The sequence below is a fragment of the Stenotrophomonas sp. ZAC14D2_NAIMI4_6 genome (genome assembly GCF_003086875.1).
In the GTDB taxonomy this organism is placed as follows: Bacteria; Pseudomonadota; Gammaproteobacteria; order Xanthomonadales; family Xanthomonadaceae; genus Stenotrophomonas.
The window spans coordinates 1,075,212-1,093,103 of sequence record NZ_CP025996.1 but is presented as its reverse complement, the minus strand read 5'-3'; the positions used below and the strand labels follow the sequence as shown (position 1 = coordinate 1,093,103).

The window sequence follows — 17,892 nt, the reverse complement described above, 5'->3', positions numbered from 1 at the left end:
TGCCAACCTTGGTTGGCACCCGCACCGCTCCGGTAGGTGCCAACCTTGGTTGGCACACGCACCGCTCTGGTAGGTGCCAACCTTGGTTGGCACACGCTTACCCAAGGCCCAGTCATTCCCCGATGTTCACCGCAGGCAGGCCCGCCCATGCTTGCTTCCATGAACAGCCCTCGACTTCTGCTCGGCCGTCACTCCAGCATCGGCCTCAGCTACATCCTCACCACCGTTGTGCATGGCCGCGCTCCGTTGCTTGCCGGCGACGCTGCTGCAGAACTGGCGATCCGCGAATTCCAGCGCCTCGACCAGGAAGGCTTCACCCGTTCCATTGCCTACGTAGTCATGCCCGACCACATTCATTGGCTGGTCGAACTGCGCGCAGGAACACTTGAAACGGTGATGAAGCGTTTCAAGTCGCGCACGGCACAGCAGGTGAATCGATCCTCAGGGCGAATCGGGCGCTTTTGGCAGGGCGGCTATCACGATCACGCGATTCGATCAGATGAATCGCTGTACCGGCATGCGATGTATCTGATGGGTAACCCGATCAGAGCTGGGTTGGCGGTACAGGTCGGGCAATATCGACACGCGTGGTGCGAATGGGAGCTGGAATCGCCAAGTGGTTGTCTGGGATCCACTGGCACTGACGAATAGTGCCAACCAAGGTTGGCACCTACCAGAGCGCTGGGTGTGCCAACCAAGGTTGGCACCTACCTGGGCGGGGTGTGTGCCGACCAACGGTCGGCACCCACCAATACAGCTGTCAACCCAGCAGGGTTTCCAGCACGGCCATGCGTACGGCCACGCCGTTGGCGACCTGGCGCAGCACCCACGACTGCGGGCCGTCGGCCACTTCGTCGGTCACTTCCACGCCGCGGTTGATCGGGCCCGGGTGCAGCACGGCGGCGTCCTTGCCGGCGCGGGCCAGGCGTGCGGCGGTCAGGCCGTACTGGGCGTGATACTGCTCCAGCGACGGCACCAGGCCTTCTTCCATGCGCTCGCGCTGCAGGCGCAGCATCATCAGCGCATCGGCACCTTCCAGCATGGCGTCGAAGTCGTCGCCGACCACGCAGCCCTTCAGGGTTTCATCGTCCGGCAGCAGCGACTGCGGGCCGCACACGCGGATCTCGCCCACGCCCAGCGTGCGCAACGCATGCAGGTCGGTACGGGCCACGCGCGAGTGCTTCACGTCGCCGACGATCACCACCTTCAGCTTCGAGAAGTCCGGGCCCTTGGCCTGGCGCAGGGTCAGCATGTCCAGCAGGCCCTGGGTCGGGTGCGAGCTGCGGCCATCGCCGGCGTTCACCAGTGCGGTGCCCTCGCCGGCCGCGGCGGCCAGTGCCGCCACCGCGCCATCGTCGGGGTGGCGCACCACGAAGCCGCGCACGCCCATCGCTTCCAGGTTCTTCAACGTGTCGCAGGCGGTCTCGCCCTTGCGCGTGGAAGACGTGGAGGCATCGAAATTCAGCACGTCGGCGCCCAGGCGCTGGGCCGCCAGCTGGAACGAACTGCGGGTGCGGGTGGACGGTTCGAAGAACAGCGTGCACACCGCCGAACCGGCCAGCACCTGGCGCTTGTTGCCAACCCGGCCAACGGCCGCATCGCGGATCTGGCCCGCGCGGTCGAGCAGCTGCACCAGGGTTTCGCGGGGAAGGCCTTCAAGGGTCAACAGGTGGCGCAGGCGGCCGGAGGCATCGAGTTGCTGGGCGGTCATGGCAGGCGTCGTGCAGTCAGGGAATGGGGATGGCGTCGTCGGGGGACGACAGCCAGCGGTCGATGATCACCGCCGCAGCCACGGCGTCCAGCGCGGCTGCATCACGGCGGCGCTTGCGCCCTTCGGCGCGCTCGACGGCGAAACGGCGGGCGGCTTCGACCGAGCTGGAACGCTCGTCGATCATCACCACCGGCAGCTTGAAACGTTCCCGCAGCTGGCGGGCGAAGCCCTGCGCGCGCTTGCGGTTGGGTTGGTCCTGGCCATCCAGGGTAAGCGGATCGCCCACCACCAGGCCGTCGGGCTTCCATTCCTTGATCAGGCGCTCCACGGCGGCCCAGTCGGGGCCGTTGCCGTGCACATCCACCACGGCCACCGCGCGGGCATGCGCGGCGAACGCGCTGCCGATGGCCACGCCAATCCGCCGCGAGCCGACATCGAAGCCGAGCACGGTGCCATCGCGGCGGATCACGGCCGGCTCAGACATGGCCGCTGTAGTCGGTCAGGCGGAACAGGTCCACGCCGATACGCGCCGCGGCGCCCTGCCAGCGCTGTTCCAGCGGCAGCTGGAACACCACTTCGGCATCGGCCGGCACGGTCAGCCAGCTGTTCTCGGCCAGTTCGCTTTCCAGCTGCCCTGCCCCCCAGCCGGCGCAGCCCAGGGTGACCAGCGCATTGGCCGGGCCTTCGCCGCGGGCCATGGCTTCCAGGATGTCGCGCGAGGTGGTCAGGAACAGACCATTGCCCACTGCCAGGCTGGAATCCCACGCGCGGGCATCGTCATGAATGACGAAGCCGCGTTCAGGGTGTACCGGCCCACCGTTGAGCACCATGCGCGCCTGCAGCTCGCCATCGCCGGTGGCGATGTCCATCTGCGCCAGCACCTCGCCCAGCGTGTACTCCGACGGCTGGTTGACCAGCACGCCCATGGCGCCGTTCTCGTCGTGCTGGCAGATCAGGGCGACGGTACGGGCGAAGGTGGCGTCGGTCAGCGACGGCAGCGCGACGAGCAGGTGGTCGGCAAGGGAAGTAGGCGTTACAGGCATGGCGGCCATTCTACCTGCTGGGGCCGCACGCGGGCGCGAAGGCATGGTCTAGGATGGCCGCATCCAAGGAGGAAACCCCATGCAACAGGACGCACCACTGGCGTGGCCGACGCGCAGCATGATCGTACTGATCGCACTGCTGCAGGGTCTGGCGCTGTACGCCGCGCAGGAACTGAACGACACCACGCCCTTCCAGGAGATTGCCTGCCGCTACGGCTGGAATGCCTGGGTGCTGACCGTGCCCACGGCGCTCGGCCTGACCCTGGTCGACCTGAAGGACCGCCGGCTGTGGCTGCATGCGGCGCTGGCATCGCTGCTGGTGGTGGCGCTGGCCGGCTGGGTGGGCTGGAACCTGCGCGGCATGGAAGGCATCTGGATTTCCGCGCTGCGTGATCCGCTGGCATTGGGCCTGGCGGTGGCGACCTTCGTGGCCCTGCCCTGGTGGCAGTTCCGGCTGCAGCACGGGTCCTGGCGCGCCGACCACGCCGCCCTGTTCGAGCGTGCCTGGCAGAACGGGCTGGTGCTGCTGCAGGCGGCGGTGTTCACCGGCCTGGGCTGGATGCTGCTGTGGTTGTGGGCCGCCCTGTTCACGCTGGTAGGCGTGACCTTCTTCGAGCAACTGTTCGCCGAGCGCGCTTTCGTGGCACTGGCCACCGGCACCCTGGCCGGGTTCGGTGTGCTGATCGGGCGCACCCAGCACCGCGCCATCCAGATCACCCGCCAGGTGCTGTTCGCGATCTGCCGCGCGTTGCTGCCATTGCTGGCCTTCATCGCCGTGCTGTTCGTGGTATCGCTGCCCTTCACCGGGCTGATGAGCAGCGCAGGTCACCGTTCGCCAGCCAAGGAGCTGCTGACCCTGGCGCTGCTGCTGATCTGCCTGGTCAATGCCGTGTACCAGCGCAGCGACAGTGAACTGCCCTACCCGCGCCTGCTGCGGCGTGCGGTGGAAGCCAGCCTGCTGACGTTGCCGATCTACGCCGGACTGGCGTTGTACGCACTGGCGCTGCGCATCGGCCAGTACGGCTGGACCATTGATCGTTTCTGGGCCACGGCCGCCGCGCTGATCACCGCCGGCTACGCCCTGGGCTACGCGCTGGCCGTGGTCCGGCCCGGGCAGCGCTGGCTGCAGGGCGTGGAACCGGTGAACCGGGTGATGAGCTGGGTGGTCGTCGCTGTGGCGGTGCTGGGCAATTCCCCCGTACTGGACCCGGCGCGCATCGCCGCGACCAGTGTGGCCGAGCGGCTGCGCAGCAACCCCGCGCAACTGGTGGTGCGCGACGTCAATTACCTGCGCGAACACAGCGGACGTAAGGGCGTGGAAGCGCTGCGCAGGCTGCAGCAGGACCCCGCCATCCAGGCCGACCGCCGCGCCTCGAGCATCATTGCCCAGCAACTGAGCGGCAAGAAGCTGCACCGCTATCAAATGGAGAGCCTGGCGGACGCCGGCGTCTACGACCTGGCCACGCTGAAGGCGCGCATCCACTTGGCCAAGGGCAGCACATCGCCGCCAGACAGTTGGTGGCAGGCGGTGCTGGATGACCTGGACAGCACCGAGTGCCTGTCCAGCAACGAGGGCTGCATCGCCCTGCAGCGCGACCTGGACGGCGACGGGCAGCCGGACGTGCTGCTGTGCCAGATCCGAAGGGCATGGGGTCCGCAGTGCGACCTGCACACCCTGGACGAGGGACAATGGACGGACGTGGGGCAGATCCACTTCGGCGCAGAGGCCGCCAACCAGGCGCTGCGTGAAGGCCGTCTACAACTGCGGGACAGCCGCTGGCCGGAGTTCCTGCTGGATGACCAGGCGTCCACCCTGCAGTACAACAACGACTTCGGTAAAAGGCGCAGCAAATGAGCGGATACTGCCTCATCGCCCCGGGCCATCCGGTGCACGATTACTACCACGCCCATGAATACGGCTTCCCGCAGCGCGACGAACGCGAACTGTTCGAACGCCTTGTGCTGGAAATCAACCAGGCCGGGCTGAGCTGGGAAACCATCCTGAAGAAGCGCGAGGGCTTCCGTGCCGCCTACGATGGCTTCGACGTGGACCGCGTGGCGGCCTATGCCGAGCAGGACATCGAACGCCTGCTGTCGGACACCGGCATCATCCGCAACCGGCTGAAGGTGCAGGCCGCGATCCACAACGCCCAGGTGATCCAGCAGCTGCGCGCGCAACATGGCAGCTTCGCCGCGTGGCTGGATGCGCACCACCCGCGCAGCAAGGCCGACTGGGTGAAGCTGTTCAAGAAGACGTTCCGCTTCACCGGCGGCGAGATCACCGGCGAATTCCTGATGAGCCTGGGCTACCTGCCCGGTGCGCACGCCGAGGATTGCCCGGTGCATGCGCGGCTGGTGAAGCTGGCCCCGCCGTGGCTGCAGGCGGCCGGCCGCTGATGCAGATCCGCCGGGCCATACCCGGCGAACGCAGTATGTGCGGTCACACTCCCATGTAACGGCCGGGGCGGTGGTTGAACATCAGCACCAGGCTGAGCACCACCGCGCCGATGGCCGAATACATCACCTTCGACGGCGACAGCACGAAGAACGCGGCCACCATCAGGCAGGCGTCGAAGGACATCTGCACCTTGCCGGCACTCCAGCCGCGGGTGCGCTGCAGGTATACCGCCAGGATGCCGATGCCGCCCAGGCTGGCCCGGTGGCGGATGAAGAACAGGATGCCCAGACCGGACAGCGCGCCGCCCACCAGCGCCGAATACAGCGGTGCCATGTGCGAGAAATCGGCCCAGCGCGGCAGGATGTCGGTCAGCACGCCACAGGCGGTGACCGCGGCGAAGGTCTTCAAGGTGAATTCCCAGCCCATGCGGCGCACGGCCACCCAGTAGAACGGCAGGTTCACCAGCACGAACACCAGGCCGAAGTTCCAGCCCATGGCGTAGTGCAGCAGGAAGGCTGCCCCGGCCATGCCGCCGATCATCAGCCCGCCCTTGGCGAAGATGGCCAGGCCCAGCGACGCCACCAGCATGGCCAGCACCATGCCCTGCACGTCTTCGGCGACGGAATGGCGAAGTGCTTTGTCGTCGGCCGGGGTGCCGGCGCTGTCGGGCGGCGGGGTCAGCGGACCGGCGGTGACCAGGTGGCCGTCAGCGTCGTCGCACGGCGCGGGGCCATGGGAATGCAGGGACATGGGTGTGGGGTGCAGCAGTGGGGACGCGTATTAGACACGATCCCGATGACAGTTGCAGATGAAATCGATTCAGTTGGGTGGCCGGCGAACGGCGCAGCCCCTCGTGGCTGGTCGGCATTGCGGTGGTTCGTCGGCTTGGCCGGGCGGGGTGGGACCGCGGGACACGCCGTACCCCCCCCTCCGGGGTCCAGCCCAGCCGCTGGCGGCTGTGCGTTCGGGCGCTTGCGAAGCAGTGCTTCGCAAGCAAAGCGCCCTCACCCATGGGGGCTTGGCCGCGGCATCCATGCCGCGGACGCCGTCCAGCCACGTGAGAAGAAAAAAGAAAAATCAGAAGCGGGTCGCTTCGCTCCCGAGCGGGGGTCAGCGCGCGGCTTTGAGATGGTGGGCGACCAGGGCGTTGGCGTGGCCGTGGCCCAGGCCGTGCTCGGCCTTCAGGTAGCTGACCAGTTCCATGTGCTTCAGGCCCGGCTGCTTGGCCAGCAGTCCCAGCCAGTGCGCCACCGGCTGCCCGTAGGTTTTCTCGATGGAAGGGAAATACGAGGCCGGGCCTTTCGGCGGGGTGTCAGTACTCATGTGCAGCTCCTGTTGAACGTCATTCATTAGACGAACCACACCATCACAATTCGACAACCCCACTACCAAGGGGTCGGAGCCCGTTGCACAGCAACGGGATCCGACCCCGCCAGGCCCGACAGATCGCGGGAACCTGTCGAAGGCGGGGTGGGTCCGGTTGAGGGGGCGTGAGCCGCATGGATGCGGCGACCGAGCTTACAGGGACGTACTTGCAGCGTCCCCCTCAACCGGACCCACCCCGCCACCCCACGGATAGCCAGCTTTTGACGTTGCTGTTGACGTTGACGTTGATTCGGCAGGTGCCGGGCGCAGCCCGGCCGTATCATCCCCTCATGCCCCGTGAAAACCTCAATGACCTGCAGGCCTTCGTCCACGTCGCCCGCGAGGGCAGCTTCACCCGCGCTGCCGCGCAGCTGGGCGTGTCCCAGTCGGCACTGAGCCATGCCATGCGCGGGCTGGAAGAACGGTTGGGCGTGCGCCTGCTGACCCGCACCACCCGCAGCGTGTCCACCACCGAAGCCGGCGCGCGCCTGCTGCAGTCGCTGGCCCCACGGCTGGCGGAAATCGAAGATGAACTGGCCGCCCTGGCCCAGTACCGCGAGCGCCCGGCGGGCACCATCCGCATCAACGCCACCGGCCACGCCGCCGAATACCTGGCCTGGCCACGGCTGGCGCCGCTGCTGCAGCAGCACCCGGACCTGAACGTCGAACTGACCACCGATTACGGCCTGGCCGACATCGTCGCCGAGCGCTACGACATCGGCATCCGGCTGGGCGAACGCCTGGCCCGCGACATGGTGGCGGTGCCGATCAGCCCACCGCTGCGCATGCGCGTGGTCGGCGCACCGGCGTACTTCCGCCAGCACGTGGCGCCGGTGCACCCCCACGATCTGGCCGCGCACAACTGCATCACCCTGCGCCTGCCCACCCATGGCGGGCTGATGCCCTGGGATTTCGGCCGCGACGGCGGCGAGCTCAGCGTGCGGGTGTCCGGACAATGGACCTTCAACACCATGGGCATGACGCGCACCGCCGCGCTGGCCGGCAGCGGCCTGGCCTGGCTGCCCGAAGACCAGGTGCAGGCCATGCTGGACGACGGGCGCCTGCAGTCGACGCTGGATGACTGGTGCCCCACCTTCGACGGCTATTACGCCTACTACCCGTCACGCCGCCACGTCAGCGTGGCCATGCGCACCGTGCTGGACGCGCTGCGCGGGCCGATGGGGTGAACGGCCAAGGAGTGCGGACCAACTGTCCGCACCCACCAGCACCGCTCCGCATCCACCGCAGATCAGGTCAGCCCTTGGCCTGCGCCGCGCGCTGCGCGTTGTAACGCTCGCCGACGATTGCCACTTCGTCCAACACCTGGGCGATGTGCTGCAGTTCCTGCGGCGACAACTGCAGGTCCGCAGCGGCCAGGTTCTCTTCCAGGCGGTGCACCTTGGTGGTGCCGGGAATCGGCACGATCCACGGTGCCTGCGCCAGCAACCAGGCCAGCGCCACCTGGGCCGGCGTTGCCCCACGGGCCGCGGTCAGGGTGCTGATGCGGTCCACCAGGGCCTGGTTCGCACGGCGCGCTTCCACCTCGAAACGCGGCACCGTGTTGCGGAAGTCGTTCTCGGCGAAGGTGGTGTCGGCGGTGATCGCACCGGTCAGGAAACCACGGCCGAGCGGGCTGAACGGCACGAAGCCGATGCCCAGTTCCTGCAGCGTGGGCAGTAGTTCGCGCTCGGGCTCACGCCACCACAGCGAGTACTCGCTCTGCACCGCCGTCACCGGCTGCACCGCATGCGCACGGCGCACGGTGGCCGCGCTGGCTTCGGACAGGCCGAAGTGCAGCACCTTGCCTTCGGCAATCAGCTCGCCCACGGTACCGGCCACGTCCTCGATCGGCACGTTCGGGTCCACGCGGTGCTGGTAGAACAGGTCGATGCGATCGGTGCGCAGGCGCTTCAGACTGGCTTCGGCCACCGCGCGGATGTTCTCCGGTCGGCTGTCCAGGCCGGTATCGGTGCGCGCCTGCTTGAAGCCGAACTTGGTGGCGATCACCAGCTGGTCGCGGTACGGCGCCAGCGCCTGCCCGACCAGTTCTTCGTTGGTGTACGGGCCATAGACTTCGGCGGTATCGAAGAAGGTCACGCCGCGTTCGACCGCCGCGTGCAGCAGGGCAATGCCCTGCTCCTGCGCCACCGGCGTGCCGTAGCTGTGGCTCAGGCCCATGCAGCCCAGGCCCAGCGTGGAAACCTTCAATCCGCTGCGGCCGAGTTCACGTGTCTGCATCGTCGTGTTCCTGAAAGGGGGAACGACGACGATACGCCTGCCAGGCCGCCGGATTGAACGGCCTGGATGGCAGTCAGTCATGACTGGAATTCATCAATCGGTATCAGAACCGACGACCGGCCAGCATCACCCCGAACACCAGTGCCAGCAGCAGCACGCTGCCGCCAACGATCAACAGCAGGACATGCCAACCACCGAAACGGTCCATCTGCTGCATGTCCACCCGCTCATCCTGGTGGTAGCGGCGCAGCAGGCTGTTGATCGGCAGCACCGGCATGAACGCCAGCACCGAGAGCAGCCCTACCCCGCCGCGTACCTGGCCAACCAGGCACAGCAGGATGTAGAACACCGTCAGCATGCCCGGGGTGAACGCCAGGATGCGCCGCCGGTTCTCGGCCACGGCCTGCAGTTCACGGAAGCAGAAGTACGCCCAGATGGGTGAGAACAGCGCGCGTGCCCAGGGCCATTGTTCGCCCCCGCTCTCCCGCTTGATCGCCCGCCAGTTCCGCCAGAACCAGTACATCGGGTACACGCCCAGGGTGGACAGGGACAGTGCGACGATCTTCATGGTGGGCGGCGAATAGTAGACCGCCGCGGTGGACGCGGTCTGGCTGGCCAGCGGCGTCGGCGCGGGCGCCGGCGTGGCCGGCAGCACCGGCGGGCGCGCAGGCGCAGCCGCCGGCGCACGGTACGGGTCGTGCAATTCCATGTGCAAACCTGTTGTTGTCGCGCCGGCGCGGTGCCGGCTCCCCCTGTCCCGCGAACGCGGTGACGGCGCGACTATCGCAGAACCCCCCGGTAGAGTCGAGCTTGCTCGACTGCCCTGCGCTACGCGGGCCATCAGTCGAGCAAGCTCGACGCTACGAAAGCGCGGTCAACCGGGCGAAACCCCGCCTTTGCAGCCGCCTCAGGCGCTGAACTTGCCCAGCTGGTAACGAAGTTTGCCTCCCGCCACCACCATCCACTTCCTGTGCTGAAGCTCGGCAATCACGCCGGGAATCCGCTCCTGCGGCACATGCCCAGCCAATGCATTGCCCAACGACTTGATCGACGCAGGGCGCTTGCTGCCCACCTTGACCAGCCACCCATGAACATACTTCAGGCACTCCTGCCCACTCATCGGCTTGGCCGTTGTTTTTGCCTGGGGCTTGGCCGCAACCGGCGTGCTCGCGGCCGCACTGCGGAACATCGGCAGCGCCTCTATCGACACGCTGCGGGACACCGCGAACTGTCGCCCGCGCAGATAGGCGATCAGCGGATCGTAGCCGGTGTCCTTGGAAATGATGTGGATGCGCGCCTTCGAGTCGCTGCTGAGCAGTTCACCGACGTGGAAGGCAATATGAAAGTCGAGCGCATTGGGTCCCTGCCCCTTGCAGCGCACGTAGCACCCGTGACTGCCCAGAGCATGGATCGCCTCGGCCACGTCGATGTGGATCTTCGTCTGCGCACTGCCCACGAACACGATGACCTTGAAGCCTGGCGCGACCAGCCCCTTCAGAGAACAGGGCTGCACGTTCTCGTAATCGATCAGCACAATGTTGCGCTGCGCCGGCATGTCCATATGCATCCCCGTCAGGTTGCAGCCGCCGCCGGGGTGCGTTCACCCCGGCATTGTCCGGGCGCTCAGCGCACCTCGGAAATCTCCACCCCATCAAGGCCCTGCGACAGCGTGCGTGCGTCGCCGCCCTGGCTCAGCTTGATGCGCAGGCGCACTTCGTTCTGCGAATCGGCGTAGCGCAGTGCATCCTCGTAGCTGATCTCGCCGGCCTGGTACAGCTCGAACAGGCTCTGGTCGAAGGTCTTCATGCCCAGCTGGACCGATTCCTTCATCAGTTCCTTCAGCTTGTGGATCTCGCCATCGCGGATGTAGTCCTGCACCAGCGGCGTGCCCAGCAGGATTTCCATGGCGACCTTGCGCGAGCGACCGTCCGGCGACGGCACCAGCTGCTGCGCAACCACGCCCTTCAGGTTCAGCGACAGGTCCATCAGCAACTGGTTGCGGCGGTCTTCCGGGAAGAAGTTGATGATGCGGTCCATCGCCTGGTTGGCGTTGTTGGCGTGCAGGGTGCACAGCACCAGGTGGCCGGTTTCGGCGAAGGCGATGGCGTGGTCCATGCCTTCGCGGGTGCGCACTTCGCCGATCATGATCACGTCCGGCGCCTGGCGCAGGGTGTTCTTCAGCGCCGCTTCCCAGCTGTCGGTATCGATGCCCACTTCACGCTGGGTGATGATGCAGCCTTCGTGCTTGTGCACGAATTCGATCGGGTCTTCGATGGTGATGATGTGGCCGGTCGAGTTCTGGTTGCGGTAGCCGATCATCGCCGCCAGCGAGGTGGATTTACCGGTACCGGTGGCGCCCACGAACAGGATGATGCCGCGCTTGGTCATCGCCAGCGTCTTGATGATCGGCGGCAGGCTCAGTTCTTCCACGGTGGGAATGCGCGTCTCGATGCGACGCAGCACCATGCCCACCTGGTTGCGCTGGTAGAAACAGCTGACGCGGAAGCGCCCCACCCCGGCCAGGCCGATGGCGAAGTTGCACTCGTGGGTCTTTTCGAACTCCTCGCGCTGCGCCGGGGTCATCACGTTCAGCACCAGGTCGCGGCTCTGCTGCGGGGTCAGCGGTGTCTGGGTGATGGGCGAGATCTTGCCGTTCACCTTGATCGCCGGCGGCATGCCGGCGGTGATGAACAGGTCGGAGGCGCGCTGGTGCGCCATCAGCTTGAGGAACGAAGTGAAATCGATGGTGCTGGCGGTGCTGTTCATGGCGGGCTCCCAATGGGCATGTGCCAGAGATCGGTCGATGGCGGAACGTCAATGCGGCGACCACGCCTGTGCGGGCCGCCGCGCCGAAGCCGTCCTTACTCGAACAGACGCTTGTCCTTGGCGTACTCGCGCGCCTGGTTGCGGGTGATCAGGCTGCGCTTGACCAGGTCCTGCAGATGCTGGTCCAGGGTCATCATGCCGTACTGCTGGCCGGTCTGGATGGCCGAGTACATCTGCGCCACCTTGTCCTCGCGGATCAGGTTGCGGATGGCCGGGGTGCCGACCATGATTTCCCACGCCGCGGTACGGCCACCGCCCACTTTCTTCAGCAGCGCCTGCGAAATGACCGCGCGCAGCGACTCGGACAGCATCGAGCGCACCATCGGCTTTTCGCCGGCCGGGAACACGTCGATGATACGGTCGATGGTCTTGGCCGCCGAACTGGTATGCAGCGTGCCGAACACCAGGTGGCCGGTTTCCGCGGCGGTCAGCGCCAGGCGGATGGTTTCCAGATCGCGAAGTTCGCCCACCAGGATGATGTCCGGATCTTCACGCAGCGCCGAGCGCAGTGCTTCGTTGAAGCCATGCGTATCGCGGTGCACTTCGCGCTGGTTGATCAGGCACTTCTGCGAGGTGTGCACGAATTCGATCGGATCCTCGACGGTGAGGATATGGCCGTATTCGTTCTTGTTGATGTGGTCGATCATCGCCGCCAGCGTGGTCGACTTGCCCGAACCCGTCGGCCCGGTCACCAGGATCAGGCCCTGCGGCTGCTGGATCACTTCGCGGAACAGCGGCGGGCAGGCCAGGTCTTCCAGGGTCAGCACTTCCGAGGGAATGGTACGGAACACCGCACCGGCACCACGGTTCTGGTTGAAGGCATTGACACGGAAGCGCGCCAGCGACGGAATCTCGAAGGAGAAGTCCACTTCGAGGAATTCCTCGTAATCGCGGCGCTGCTTGTCGGACATGATGTCGTACACCAGCGCGTGGACCTGCTTGTGGTCCAGGGCTGGAATGTTGATCCGGCGAACATCGCCGTCCACGCGGATCATCGGCGGCAGGCCTGCGGACAGGTGCAGGTCGGACGCTTTGTTCTTTACGGAAAACGCCAACAGTTCGGCGATATCCATGAGCGGCTACTCCCCAATAACGGCTGCGACTGGAAGGATCTTTCCCCGGGCGGCAGTATAGCCTCCTGTCACACCGGAACGCGTTACGTGCCCACTCCCCTGCCCGAAATCCTGAGCAACCTGCACAACGCCGCCGAGGCCGCCGGGCGGCCACCCCCGCGCCTGCTGGCCGTTTCCAAGACCCAGCCGGCACAGGCCGTGGCCGCGCTGGCCGCGCAGGGCCAGCAGGCCTTCGGCGAGAACTACGTGCAGGAAGCCCTGGCCAAGATGCAGGCGCTGCAGGACCTGCGGCTGGAATGGCACCTGATCGGTCACCTGCAGTCGAACAAGGCCGAGGCCGTGGCGGCGCATTTCGACTGGGTACAAAGCGTGGACCGGGCCAAGCTGGTGACCGCACTGGCCCGCCATCGGCCGGCCGGGCGCGAGCCGCTGAACGTGCTCATCCAGGTCAACATCGACGATGAAGGCAGCAAGCACGGCTGCAGCCCGCAGCAGGTGGATGCGCTGGCCCAGGCCATCGCCGCCGAACCGTCGCTGCGCCTGCGCGGGCTGATGGCCATTCCTGCGCCGTGGCCCGAGGCCGCGCGGCGCCGTGAAGCTTTCGTGCGCATGCGCACACTTTTCGAGACACTGGCCGCCGGCCACCCGCACGTGGACACCCTGTCGATGGGCATGAGCGGCGACTACGCCGAAGCCATCGCCGAAGGCGCCACCCTGGTGCGCATCGGCACCGCCCTGTTCGGCGCGCGCCCGCGCCCGGCCTGATTCGCAAGGAGAACTGTTCCATGGCAGCGGCATCCATCACCTTCATCGGCGGCGGCAACATGGCGCGCAGCCTGATCGCCGGGCTGATCCGCCAGGGCACGGCACCTGCGCTCATTCACGTGGCCGAACCGGTCGCTGAACTGCGGCAGGCGCTGGCCGATGATTTCGGCGTGCAGACCCATGACAACGCCGCCGATGCGGCCGCGCAGGGCAGCGTGTGGCTGCTGGCGGTGAAGCCGCAGGTACTGCGCGGGGTCTGCCAGAGCCTGCAGGGGCTGGCACAGCAGCACCCGCCGTTGGTCGTATCGATCGCCGCCGGCATCACCAGCACGCAGCTGCAGCGCTGGCTGGGCGGCGCCCTGCCGGTGGTGCGTGCGATGCCCAACACCCCGGCCCTGCTCGGCGCCGGCGTGACCGGCCTGTATGCCACCGCCGCGGTCAGCGCGCAGCAGCAGGCCCAGGCCGACCAGATCCTGGCCAGCGCCGGGCGCACGGTGTGGATCGACGATGAAGCGCTGATGGATTCGGTCACCGCCGTCTCCGGCAGCGGCCCGGCCTATGTGTTCCTGCTTGCAGAAGCGATGGAAACGGCCGGTATTGCCCAGGGCCTGCCAGCCGACGCCGCGCGCACGCTGGTGGTGCAGACCCTGCTGGGCGCCTCGCGCATGCTGGATGAAGCCGGCGAGAGCCCGGCCGAACTGCGCCGCCGGGTCACCTCGCCCAACGGCACCACCCAGGCCGCGATCGAAAGCTTCCAGGCCGATGGGTTTGAACGGCTGGTCGGCAAGGCGCTGCGCGCCGCACAGCAACGTGGACAGGAATTGTCTGCCGCCAATGATTGAGCCCGGTGTGCCGACCAACGGTCGGCACCCACCGATCATCCATCTGGGGTCAGATCCCTTTGCGCCAGCAAAGGGCTCTGACCTGACCCTGAACTACCCCAGCTGTTCCATCACGTACTCCACGAAGCACTGCAATCGCGGCCTGGGCCTGCGGTCGGGCAGATAGATCAGGTGCATCGGCCGTGGCTCGGGAAGATAGTCGCGCAGCACCGGCTTCAGCCGCCCCGCGGCGATCTCCGCAGCCAGCAGGGCGGTCGGCTGCAACACCAGGCCCGCGCCGGCCACTGCGGCCTCGCGCAAGGCCAGGCCATCATTACTGCTCAAGCGCGCTTCCCAGTCCACCTGTTCGCCGTTGGCCAGCTGCCAGCCATGGCCACCGCGCCACGCCAGGTGGCTCAGGCAGTCATGCCCGGCCAGATCGGCCGGCGTGCGCGGTGTGCCGCGACGGCGCAGATAGGCCGGTGCCGCGCACAGGCTCATCGCATACGGCGGCAACGGGCGCGCCACCAGTTCCTGTGACGGCAGCGGGCCAACCCGGATCGCCGCATCGAAGCCGTCTTCGATCAGGTCCACACGGCGGTTGCTCAGGTCCAGTTCGATGTTCAGTTCCGGCTGTGCGCGCAGCAGACCAGCCAGCAGGGGCGCCAGCACGCAGCTGCCCCAGGTGGTGGGCGCGCTGATGCGCAGCAGGCCACGCGGCTGCCGCTGCAGGCCCGCCACGTCGGCCTCGGCCTGCAGCACCTGCTCCTGCACCTGGCGGCAAGCGGCCAGATAGGTAACGCCGGCGTCGGTCAGCCGTTGGCGGCGGGTATTCCGCTGCAGCAGCGCGCTGCCCAGGTGCGCCTCCAGCTGCTGGATGTACTTGCCCACCATCACCGCCGAGACCTGCAGGTGTTCGGCGGCGGCGGAAAAGCTGCCATGGTCGGCCACGGCCACGAACGCCTGCATGCAGCGCAACAGATCCATTGCAAACCTCTGATTAGCAATCAGCGAACCTTTTCTACCTTACCAAACCCATGGATCCCGGCGCAGACTGGCCGCCTCACCTCTTCGCCTTGGAGTCGCCATGAAGATCCTGCTCGTCGGTGCCAGCGGTACGCTGGGCCAGGCCGTCGCCCGCCACCTGGGCCAGCAGCACCAGATCATCACCGCCGGCCGCAACAGCGGCAGCCTGCGCGTGGATCTGACCGATGACAGCAGCGTGGCCGAGCTGTTCGCGCAGAGCGGCCCGCTGGATGCGGTGATTTCCACCGCCGGCAAGCTGCACTTCGGCCCGCTGCAGAGCATGACCGCCGCCCAGTTCAACAGCGGCCTGCAGGACAAGCTGCTGGGCCAGGTGCGTCTGGCACTGGCCGCCCAGCATCACCTGCCTGCAGGCGGTTCGATCACGCTGACCAGCGGCATTGTCAGCGCGCAGCCGATCCGCGACGGCGCCAACGCGACCGCGGTGAACCAGGCGCTGGAAGGCTTCGTTCGCGCTGCTGCGCTGGAACTGCTGCCGCGCGGGCTGCGCATCAACGTGGTCAGCCCGAACGTGCTGGTGGAATCGATGGAGGCCTACGGGCCGTACTTCCCGGGCTTTGAAGCGGTGACCGCGCAGCGCGCCGCGCTGGCCTTCCAGCGCGCGGTGGAAGGCATCCAGAGCGGCGAGACGCTCACCGTCTGGTAGGCGCTGGCAGCAACGGATCAGCCCCAGCGCATGGGGCCATCGCCGCGCTGGCCCAACACATCGTCCGGGTTGGCCAGCCGGCAGCGCTTCAACGACAGGCAACCGCAGCCGATGCAGCCGGTCAGTTCATCGCGCAGCAGCTGCAGCATGTGGATGCGTTCTTCCAGCTCCTGCTGCCAGCGCGCCGACAGTCGTGCCCAATCGGCCTTGGTCGGCGCGCGCCCCTGCGGCAGGGTCTCGAACGCGCGCGCCACTGCCTCCAACGGCATGCCCACCCGCTGCGCCACGCGAATGACCGCCAGCCGGCGCAGCACATCACGCGCGTAGCGGCGCTGGTTGCCCGCGGTGCGCAGGCTGCTGATCAGCCCCTTGCGCTCGTAGAAGTGCAGCGCCGACACCGCCACGCCGCTGCGTCGCGCCACCTCGCCCACCGCCAGTTCCGATTCCGCCATCGCTTGACCTCAACCTTGGTTCAGGTGCGATGCTGGCGCTTCCGCAGCGTGAACACAAGCGCCGCACTGCTATCGTTTGCCGATGAACACCAACTCCCCCGTTGCCATGGCGCAAGCGCCCGTGGCCGATTCCATTCTGTCCCCTGCCCACCGCGCCACCACCGTGGGCATGGTGGTACTGGTTGCATTGCTGGCCTTCGAGGCGCTGGCGGTGGCAGCGGCCATGCCCACCGTAGCCGAGGCGCTGGACGGCCTGCGCCTGTATGCGCTGGCCTTTGGCGGAACACTGGCCACCAGCGTGGTCGGCATGACCGTGGCCGGACGCTGGGCCGACCGCGACGGCCCCGCCCGCCCGCTGTGGTGGGGCCTGGCCAGCTTCCTGCTGGGCCTGCTGCTTGCCGGGCTGGCCACGCGCATGGGCATGCTGGTGGCTGGCCGACTGCTGCAGGGGCTGGGCAGCGGCGCCATCTCGGTGGCGCTGTATGTGATGGTCGGCCGCCACTATTCCGAAACGCTGCGGCCGAAAGTGTTCGCCGCGTTTTCCGCCGGCTGGGTCGTGCCGTCACTGGTGGGACCGGCGATCAGTGGCTTGATCGTGCAGCACCTGGGCTGGCGCTGGGTATTCCTGCTGGTGCCATTGCTGGCGGTGCCGGCGGCGCTGATGCTGCGGCCGGCCCTGGCCGGTCCGGCGCGCGTTTCAGCCCCTGCGGGCGCGGACGAGCCCGACGACCGCGTGCGCTGGGCGGGCGGCGCGGCGTTGGCCGCCCTGTTGTTGTACGTGGGCGGCCAGCAGCACGGCGGCGTGGCCGCGGCCTGCATGATCGTGGCGTTGATCGCATTGCTGTGGTGTGCGCGCAGGCTGTTGCCCAACGGCACCCTGGCACTGCGCCGCGGCCTGCCCAGCGTGATCGCGCTGCGCGGCGTCGCCGCATCGGCCTTCTTCGCCTGCGAGGCGTACCTGCCGCTGCTGCTGCAACGCGAGCGCGGGCTCTCGCCCAGTTGGGCCGGTGCGGTGCTCAGCCTGGGTGCGCTGGGCTGGTTCGCCGGTTCGTGGCTGCAGGGCCACCAGCAGCGCGGCTGGTCGCGCCAGCGCCTGCTGCGGGTGGGCACGGTACTGATGAGCGTGGGCATCGCCGCCACCCTGGCGGTGCTGTTCAACGCGGTGCCGCTGCTGCTGGCGCTGGCAGGCTGGGCCCTGACCGGTTTCGGCATGGGCCTGATCTACGCCAGCCTGTCGGTGCTCACCCTGTCGCTGTCAGCGCCGCAGGAACAGGGCCGCAACAGTTCGGCGCTGCAGTTGAGCGAAGCACTGTGCGTGGCCACGGCGCTGGCCGTGTCCGGCGCCTTGTTCGCCCTGTTCGTGGAAAGCGCGCCGCACACCGGCTATGTGCTGTGCCTGGCGATCACCGTCGGCCTGGCCATGTTCGCTACCGCGGTTGCGCGGCGGGTGTGATGGTTCTGTGGGGTCAGAGCCCTTTCCGCGGGAAAGGGATCTGACCCCGGGGTCGGA

20 protein-coding genes are annotated in these 17,892 nt (G+C 67.4%); 8 read left to right on the top strand and 12 right to left on the bottom strand.

The genetic code is table 11. The features are described 5' to 3' along the window. The first annotated feature begins 159 nt into the window (after positions 1-159). Positions 160-651, top strand: coding sequence for a transposase (locus C1933_RS04940; RefSeq protein ID WP_108754740.1), 492 nt, complete (start codon positions 160-162; stop codon positions 649-651). A 109-nt stretch (positions 652-760) separates the two neighbouring features. Here the strand turns inward: C1933_RS04940 and C1933_RS04935 are convergent, their stop codons facing one another. Genes C1933_RS04935 through C1933_RS04925 form a run of 3 tightly spaced genes read right to left on the bottom strand, consistent with a single transcriptional unit; the run spans position 761 to position 2,754 of the window. After that, positions 761-1,711, bottom strand: coding sequence for an aspartate carbamoyltransferase catalytic subunit (locus C1933_RS04935; protein ID WP_108752372.1), 951 nt, complete (start codon positions 1,709-1,711; stop codon positions 761-763). A gap of 16 nt (positions 1,712-1,727) precedes the next feature. Further along, positions 1,728-2,195: a Holliday junction resolvase RuvX gene (ruvX, locus tag C1933_RS04930; protein ID WP_108748791.1), complete on the bottom strand. Its 468-nt coding sequence runs from the start codon at positions 2,193-2,195 to the stop codon at positions 1,728-1,730. Next, the gene (locus C1933_RS04925) at positions 2,188-2,754 is read right to left on the bottom strand and encodes a YqgE/AlgH family protein (protein ID WP_108748790.1); all 567 of its coding nucleotides are present in this window, start codon (positions 2,752-2,754) and stop codon (positions 2,188-2,190) included. Before C1933_RS04925 ends, ruvX begins: the two co-directional genes overlap by 8 nt. 79 nt (positions 2,755-2,833) lie before the next feature. Here C1933_RS04925 and C1933_RS04920 point away from each other — a divergent pair, with 79 nt between their 5' ends. Both C1933_RS04920 and C1933_RS04915 read left to right on the top strand, forming a co-directional pair. Beyond that, entirely contained in the window at positions 2,834-4,609 is a 1,776-nt protein-coding gene (locus C1933_RS04920; protein ID WP_108752371.1) for a DUF4153 domain-containing protein, read from the top strand. After that, positions 4,606-5,151, top strand: a complete 546-nt coding sequence (locus C1933_RS04915) for a DNA-3-methyladenine glycosylase I (RefSeq protein WP_108752370.1) — start codon at positions 4,606-4,608, stop codon at positions 5,149-5,151. Before C1933_RS04920 ends, C1933_RS04915 begins: the two co-directional genes overlap by 4 nt. Positions 5,152-5,194: 43 nt before the next feature. Here C1933_RS04915 and C1933_RS04910 read toward each other — a convergent pair whose 3' ends face one another. After that, positions 5,195-5,902 carry a YitT family protein gene (locus tag C1933_RS04910; RefSeq protein WP_108748787.1) on the bottom strand — a complete coding sequence of 236 codons (708 nt, stop codon included), beginning with the start codon at positions 5,900-5,902 and terminating at the stop codon, positions 5,195-5,197. A 360-nt stretch (positions 5,903-6,262) separates the two neighbouring features. Continuing rightward, a complete protein-coding gene (locus C1933_RS04905; protein ID WP_108752369.1) occupies positions 6,263-6,475 on the bottom strand; it encodes a DUF4287 domain-containing protein in 213 nt (70 codons plus the stop codon). Positions 6,476-6,807: 332 nt separating this feature from the next. On the opposite strand from C1933_RS04905, the gene C1933_RS04900 reads away from it, so the two are divergent. Beyond that, the gene (locus C1933_RS04900; RefSeq protein WP_108748785.1) at positions 6,808-7,704 is read left to right on the top strand and encodes a LysR family transcriptional regulator; all 897 of its coding nucleotides are present in this window, start codon (positions 6,808-6,810) and stop codon (positions 7,702-7,704) included. A 67-nt stretch (positions 7,705-7,771) separates the two neighbouring features. Here C1933_RS04900 and C1933_RS04895 read toward each other — a convergent pair whose 3' ends face one another. The 5 genes from C1933_RS04895 to C1933_RS04875 all read right to left on the bottom strand — a co-directional run bounded on the left by C1933_RS04895 (position 7,772) and on the right by C1933_RS04875 (position 12,654). Further along, entirely contained in the window at positions 7,772-8,755 is a 984-nt protein-coding gene (locus C1933_RS04895) for an aldo/keto reductase (RefSeq protein ID WP_108752368.1), read from the bottom strand. A gap of 103 nt (positions 8,756-8,858) precedes the next feature. Then, entirely contained in the window at positions 8,859-9,464 is a 606-nt protein-coding gene (locus tag C1933_RS04890; protein WP_108752367.1) for a hypothetical protein, read from the bottom strand. A gap of 198 nt (positions 9,465-9,662) precedes the next feature. Continuing rightward, positions 9,663-10,310, bottom strand: coding sequence for a PIN domain-containing protein (locus C1933_RS04885; protein ID WP_159093943.1), 648 nt, complete (start codon positions 10,308-10,310; stop codon positions 9,663-9,665). A gap of 68 nt (positions 10,311-10,378) precedes the next feature. Then, positions 10,379-11,521 (bottom strand): PilT/PilU family type 4a pilus ATPase, encoded by a 1,143-nt coding sequence (locus C1933_RS04880; RefSeq protein WP_108748781.1) that lies wholly within the window; start codon positions 11,519-11,521, stop codon positions 10,379-10,381. Between the two features lie 95 nt (positions 11,522-11,616). Continuing rightward, entirely contained in the window at positions 11,617-12,654 is a 1,038-nt protein-coding gene (locus C1933_RS04875) for a type IV pilus twitching motility protein PilT (RefSeq protein WP_108748780.1), read from the bottom strand. An 87-nt stretch (positions 12,655-12,741) separates the two neighbouring features. On the opposite strand from C1933_RS04875, the gene C1933_RS04870 reads away from it, so the two are divergent. Both C1933_RS04870 and proC read left to right on the top strand, forming a co-directional pair. Continuing rightward, complete coding sequence (locus C1933_RS04870; protein WP_108752365.1) at positions 12,742-13,419, top strand: YggS family pyridoxal phosphate-dependent enzyme; 678 nt, start codon at positions 12,742-12,744, stop codon at positions 13,417-13,419. A 20-nt stretch (positions 13,420-13,439) separates the two neighbouring features. After that, positions 13,440-14,261, top strand: a complete 822-nt coding sequence (gene proC, locus C1933_RS04865; protein WP_108752364.1) for a pyrroline-5-carboxylate reductase — start codon at positions 13,440-13,442, stop codon at positions 14,259-14,261. Between the two features lie 93 nt (positions 14,262-14,354). Here proC and C1933_RS04860 read toward each other — a convergent pair whose 3' ends face one another. Further along, positions 14,355-15,227: a LysR family transcriptional regulator gene (locus tag C1933_RS04860; RefSeq protein WP_108752363.1), complete on the bottom strand. Its 873-nt coding sequence runs from the start codon at positions 15,225-15,227 to the stop codon at positions 14,355-14,357. A gap of 100 nt (positions 15,228-15,327) precedes the next feature. Between C1933_RS04860 and C1933_RS04855 the strand changes: the two genes are divergently transcribed. After that, positions 15,328-15,930, top strand: a complete 603-nt coding sequence (locus C1933_RS04855) for a short chain dehydrogenase (RefSeq protein ID WP_108752362.1) — start codon at positions 15,328-15,330, stop codon at positions 15,928-15,930. Between the two features lie 17 nt (positions 15,931-15,947). On the opposite strand, the gene soxR is transcribed toward C1933_RS04855, so the two are convergent. Beyond that, positions 15,948-16,382: a redox-sensitive transcriptional activator SoxR gene (gene soxR / locus C1933_RS04850; RefSeq protein WP_108748775.1), complete on the bottom strand. Its 435-nt coding sequence runs from the start codon at positions 16,380-16,382 to the stop codon at positions 15,948-15,950. 82 nt (positions 16,383-16,464) lie between these two features. Here soxR and C1933_RS04845 point away from each other — a divergent pair, with 82 nt between their 5' ends. Further along, complete coding sequence (locus C1933_RS04845) at positions 16,465-17,835, top strand: MFS transporter (RefSeq protein ID WP_108752361.1); 1,371 nt, start codon at positions 16,465-16,467, stop codon at positions 17,833-17,835. The last annotated feature ends 57 nt before the right edge of the window (positions 17,836-17,892 follow it).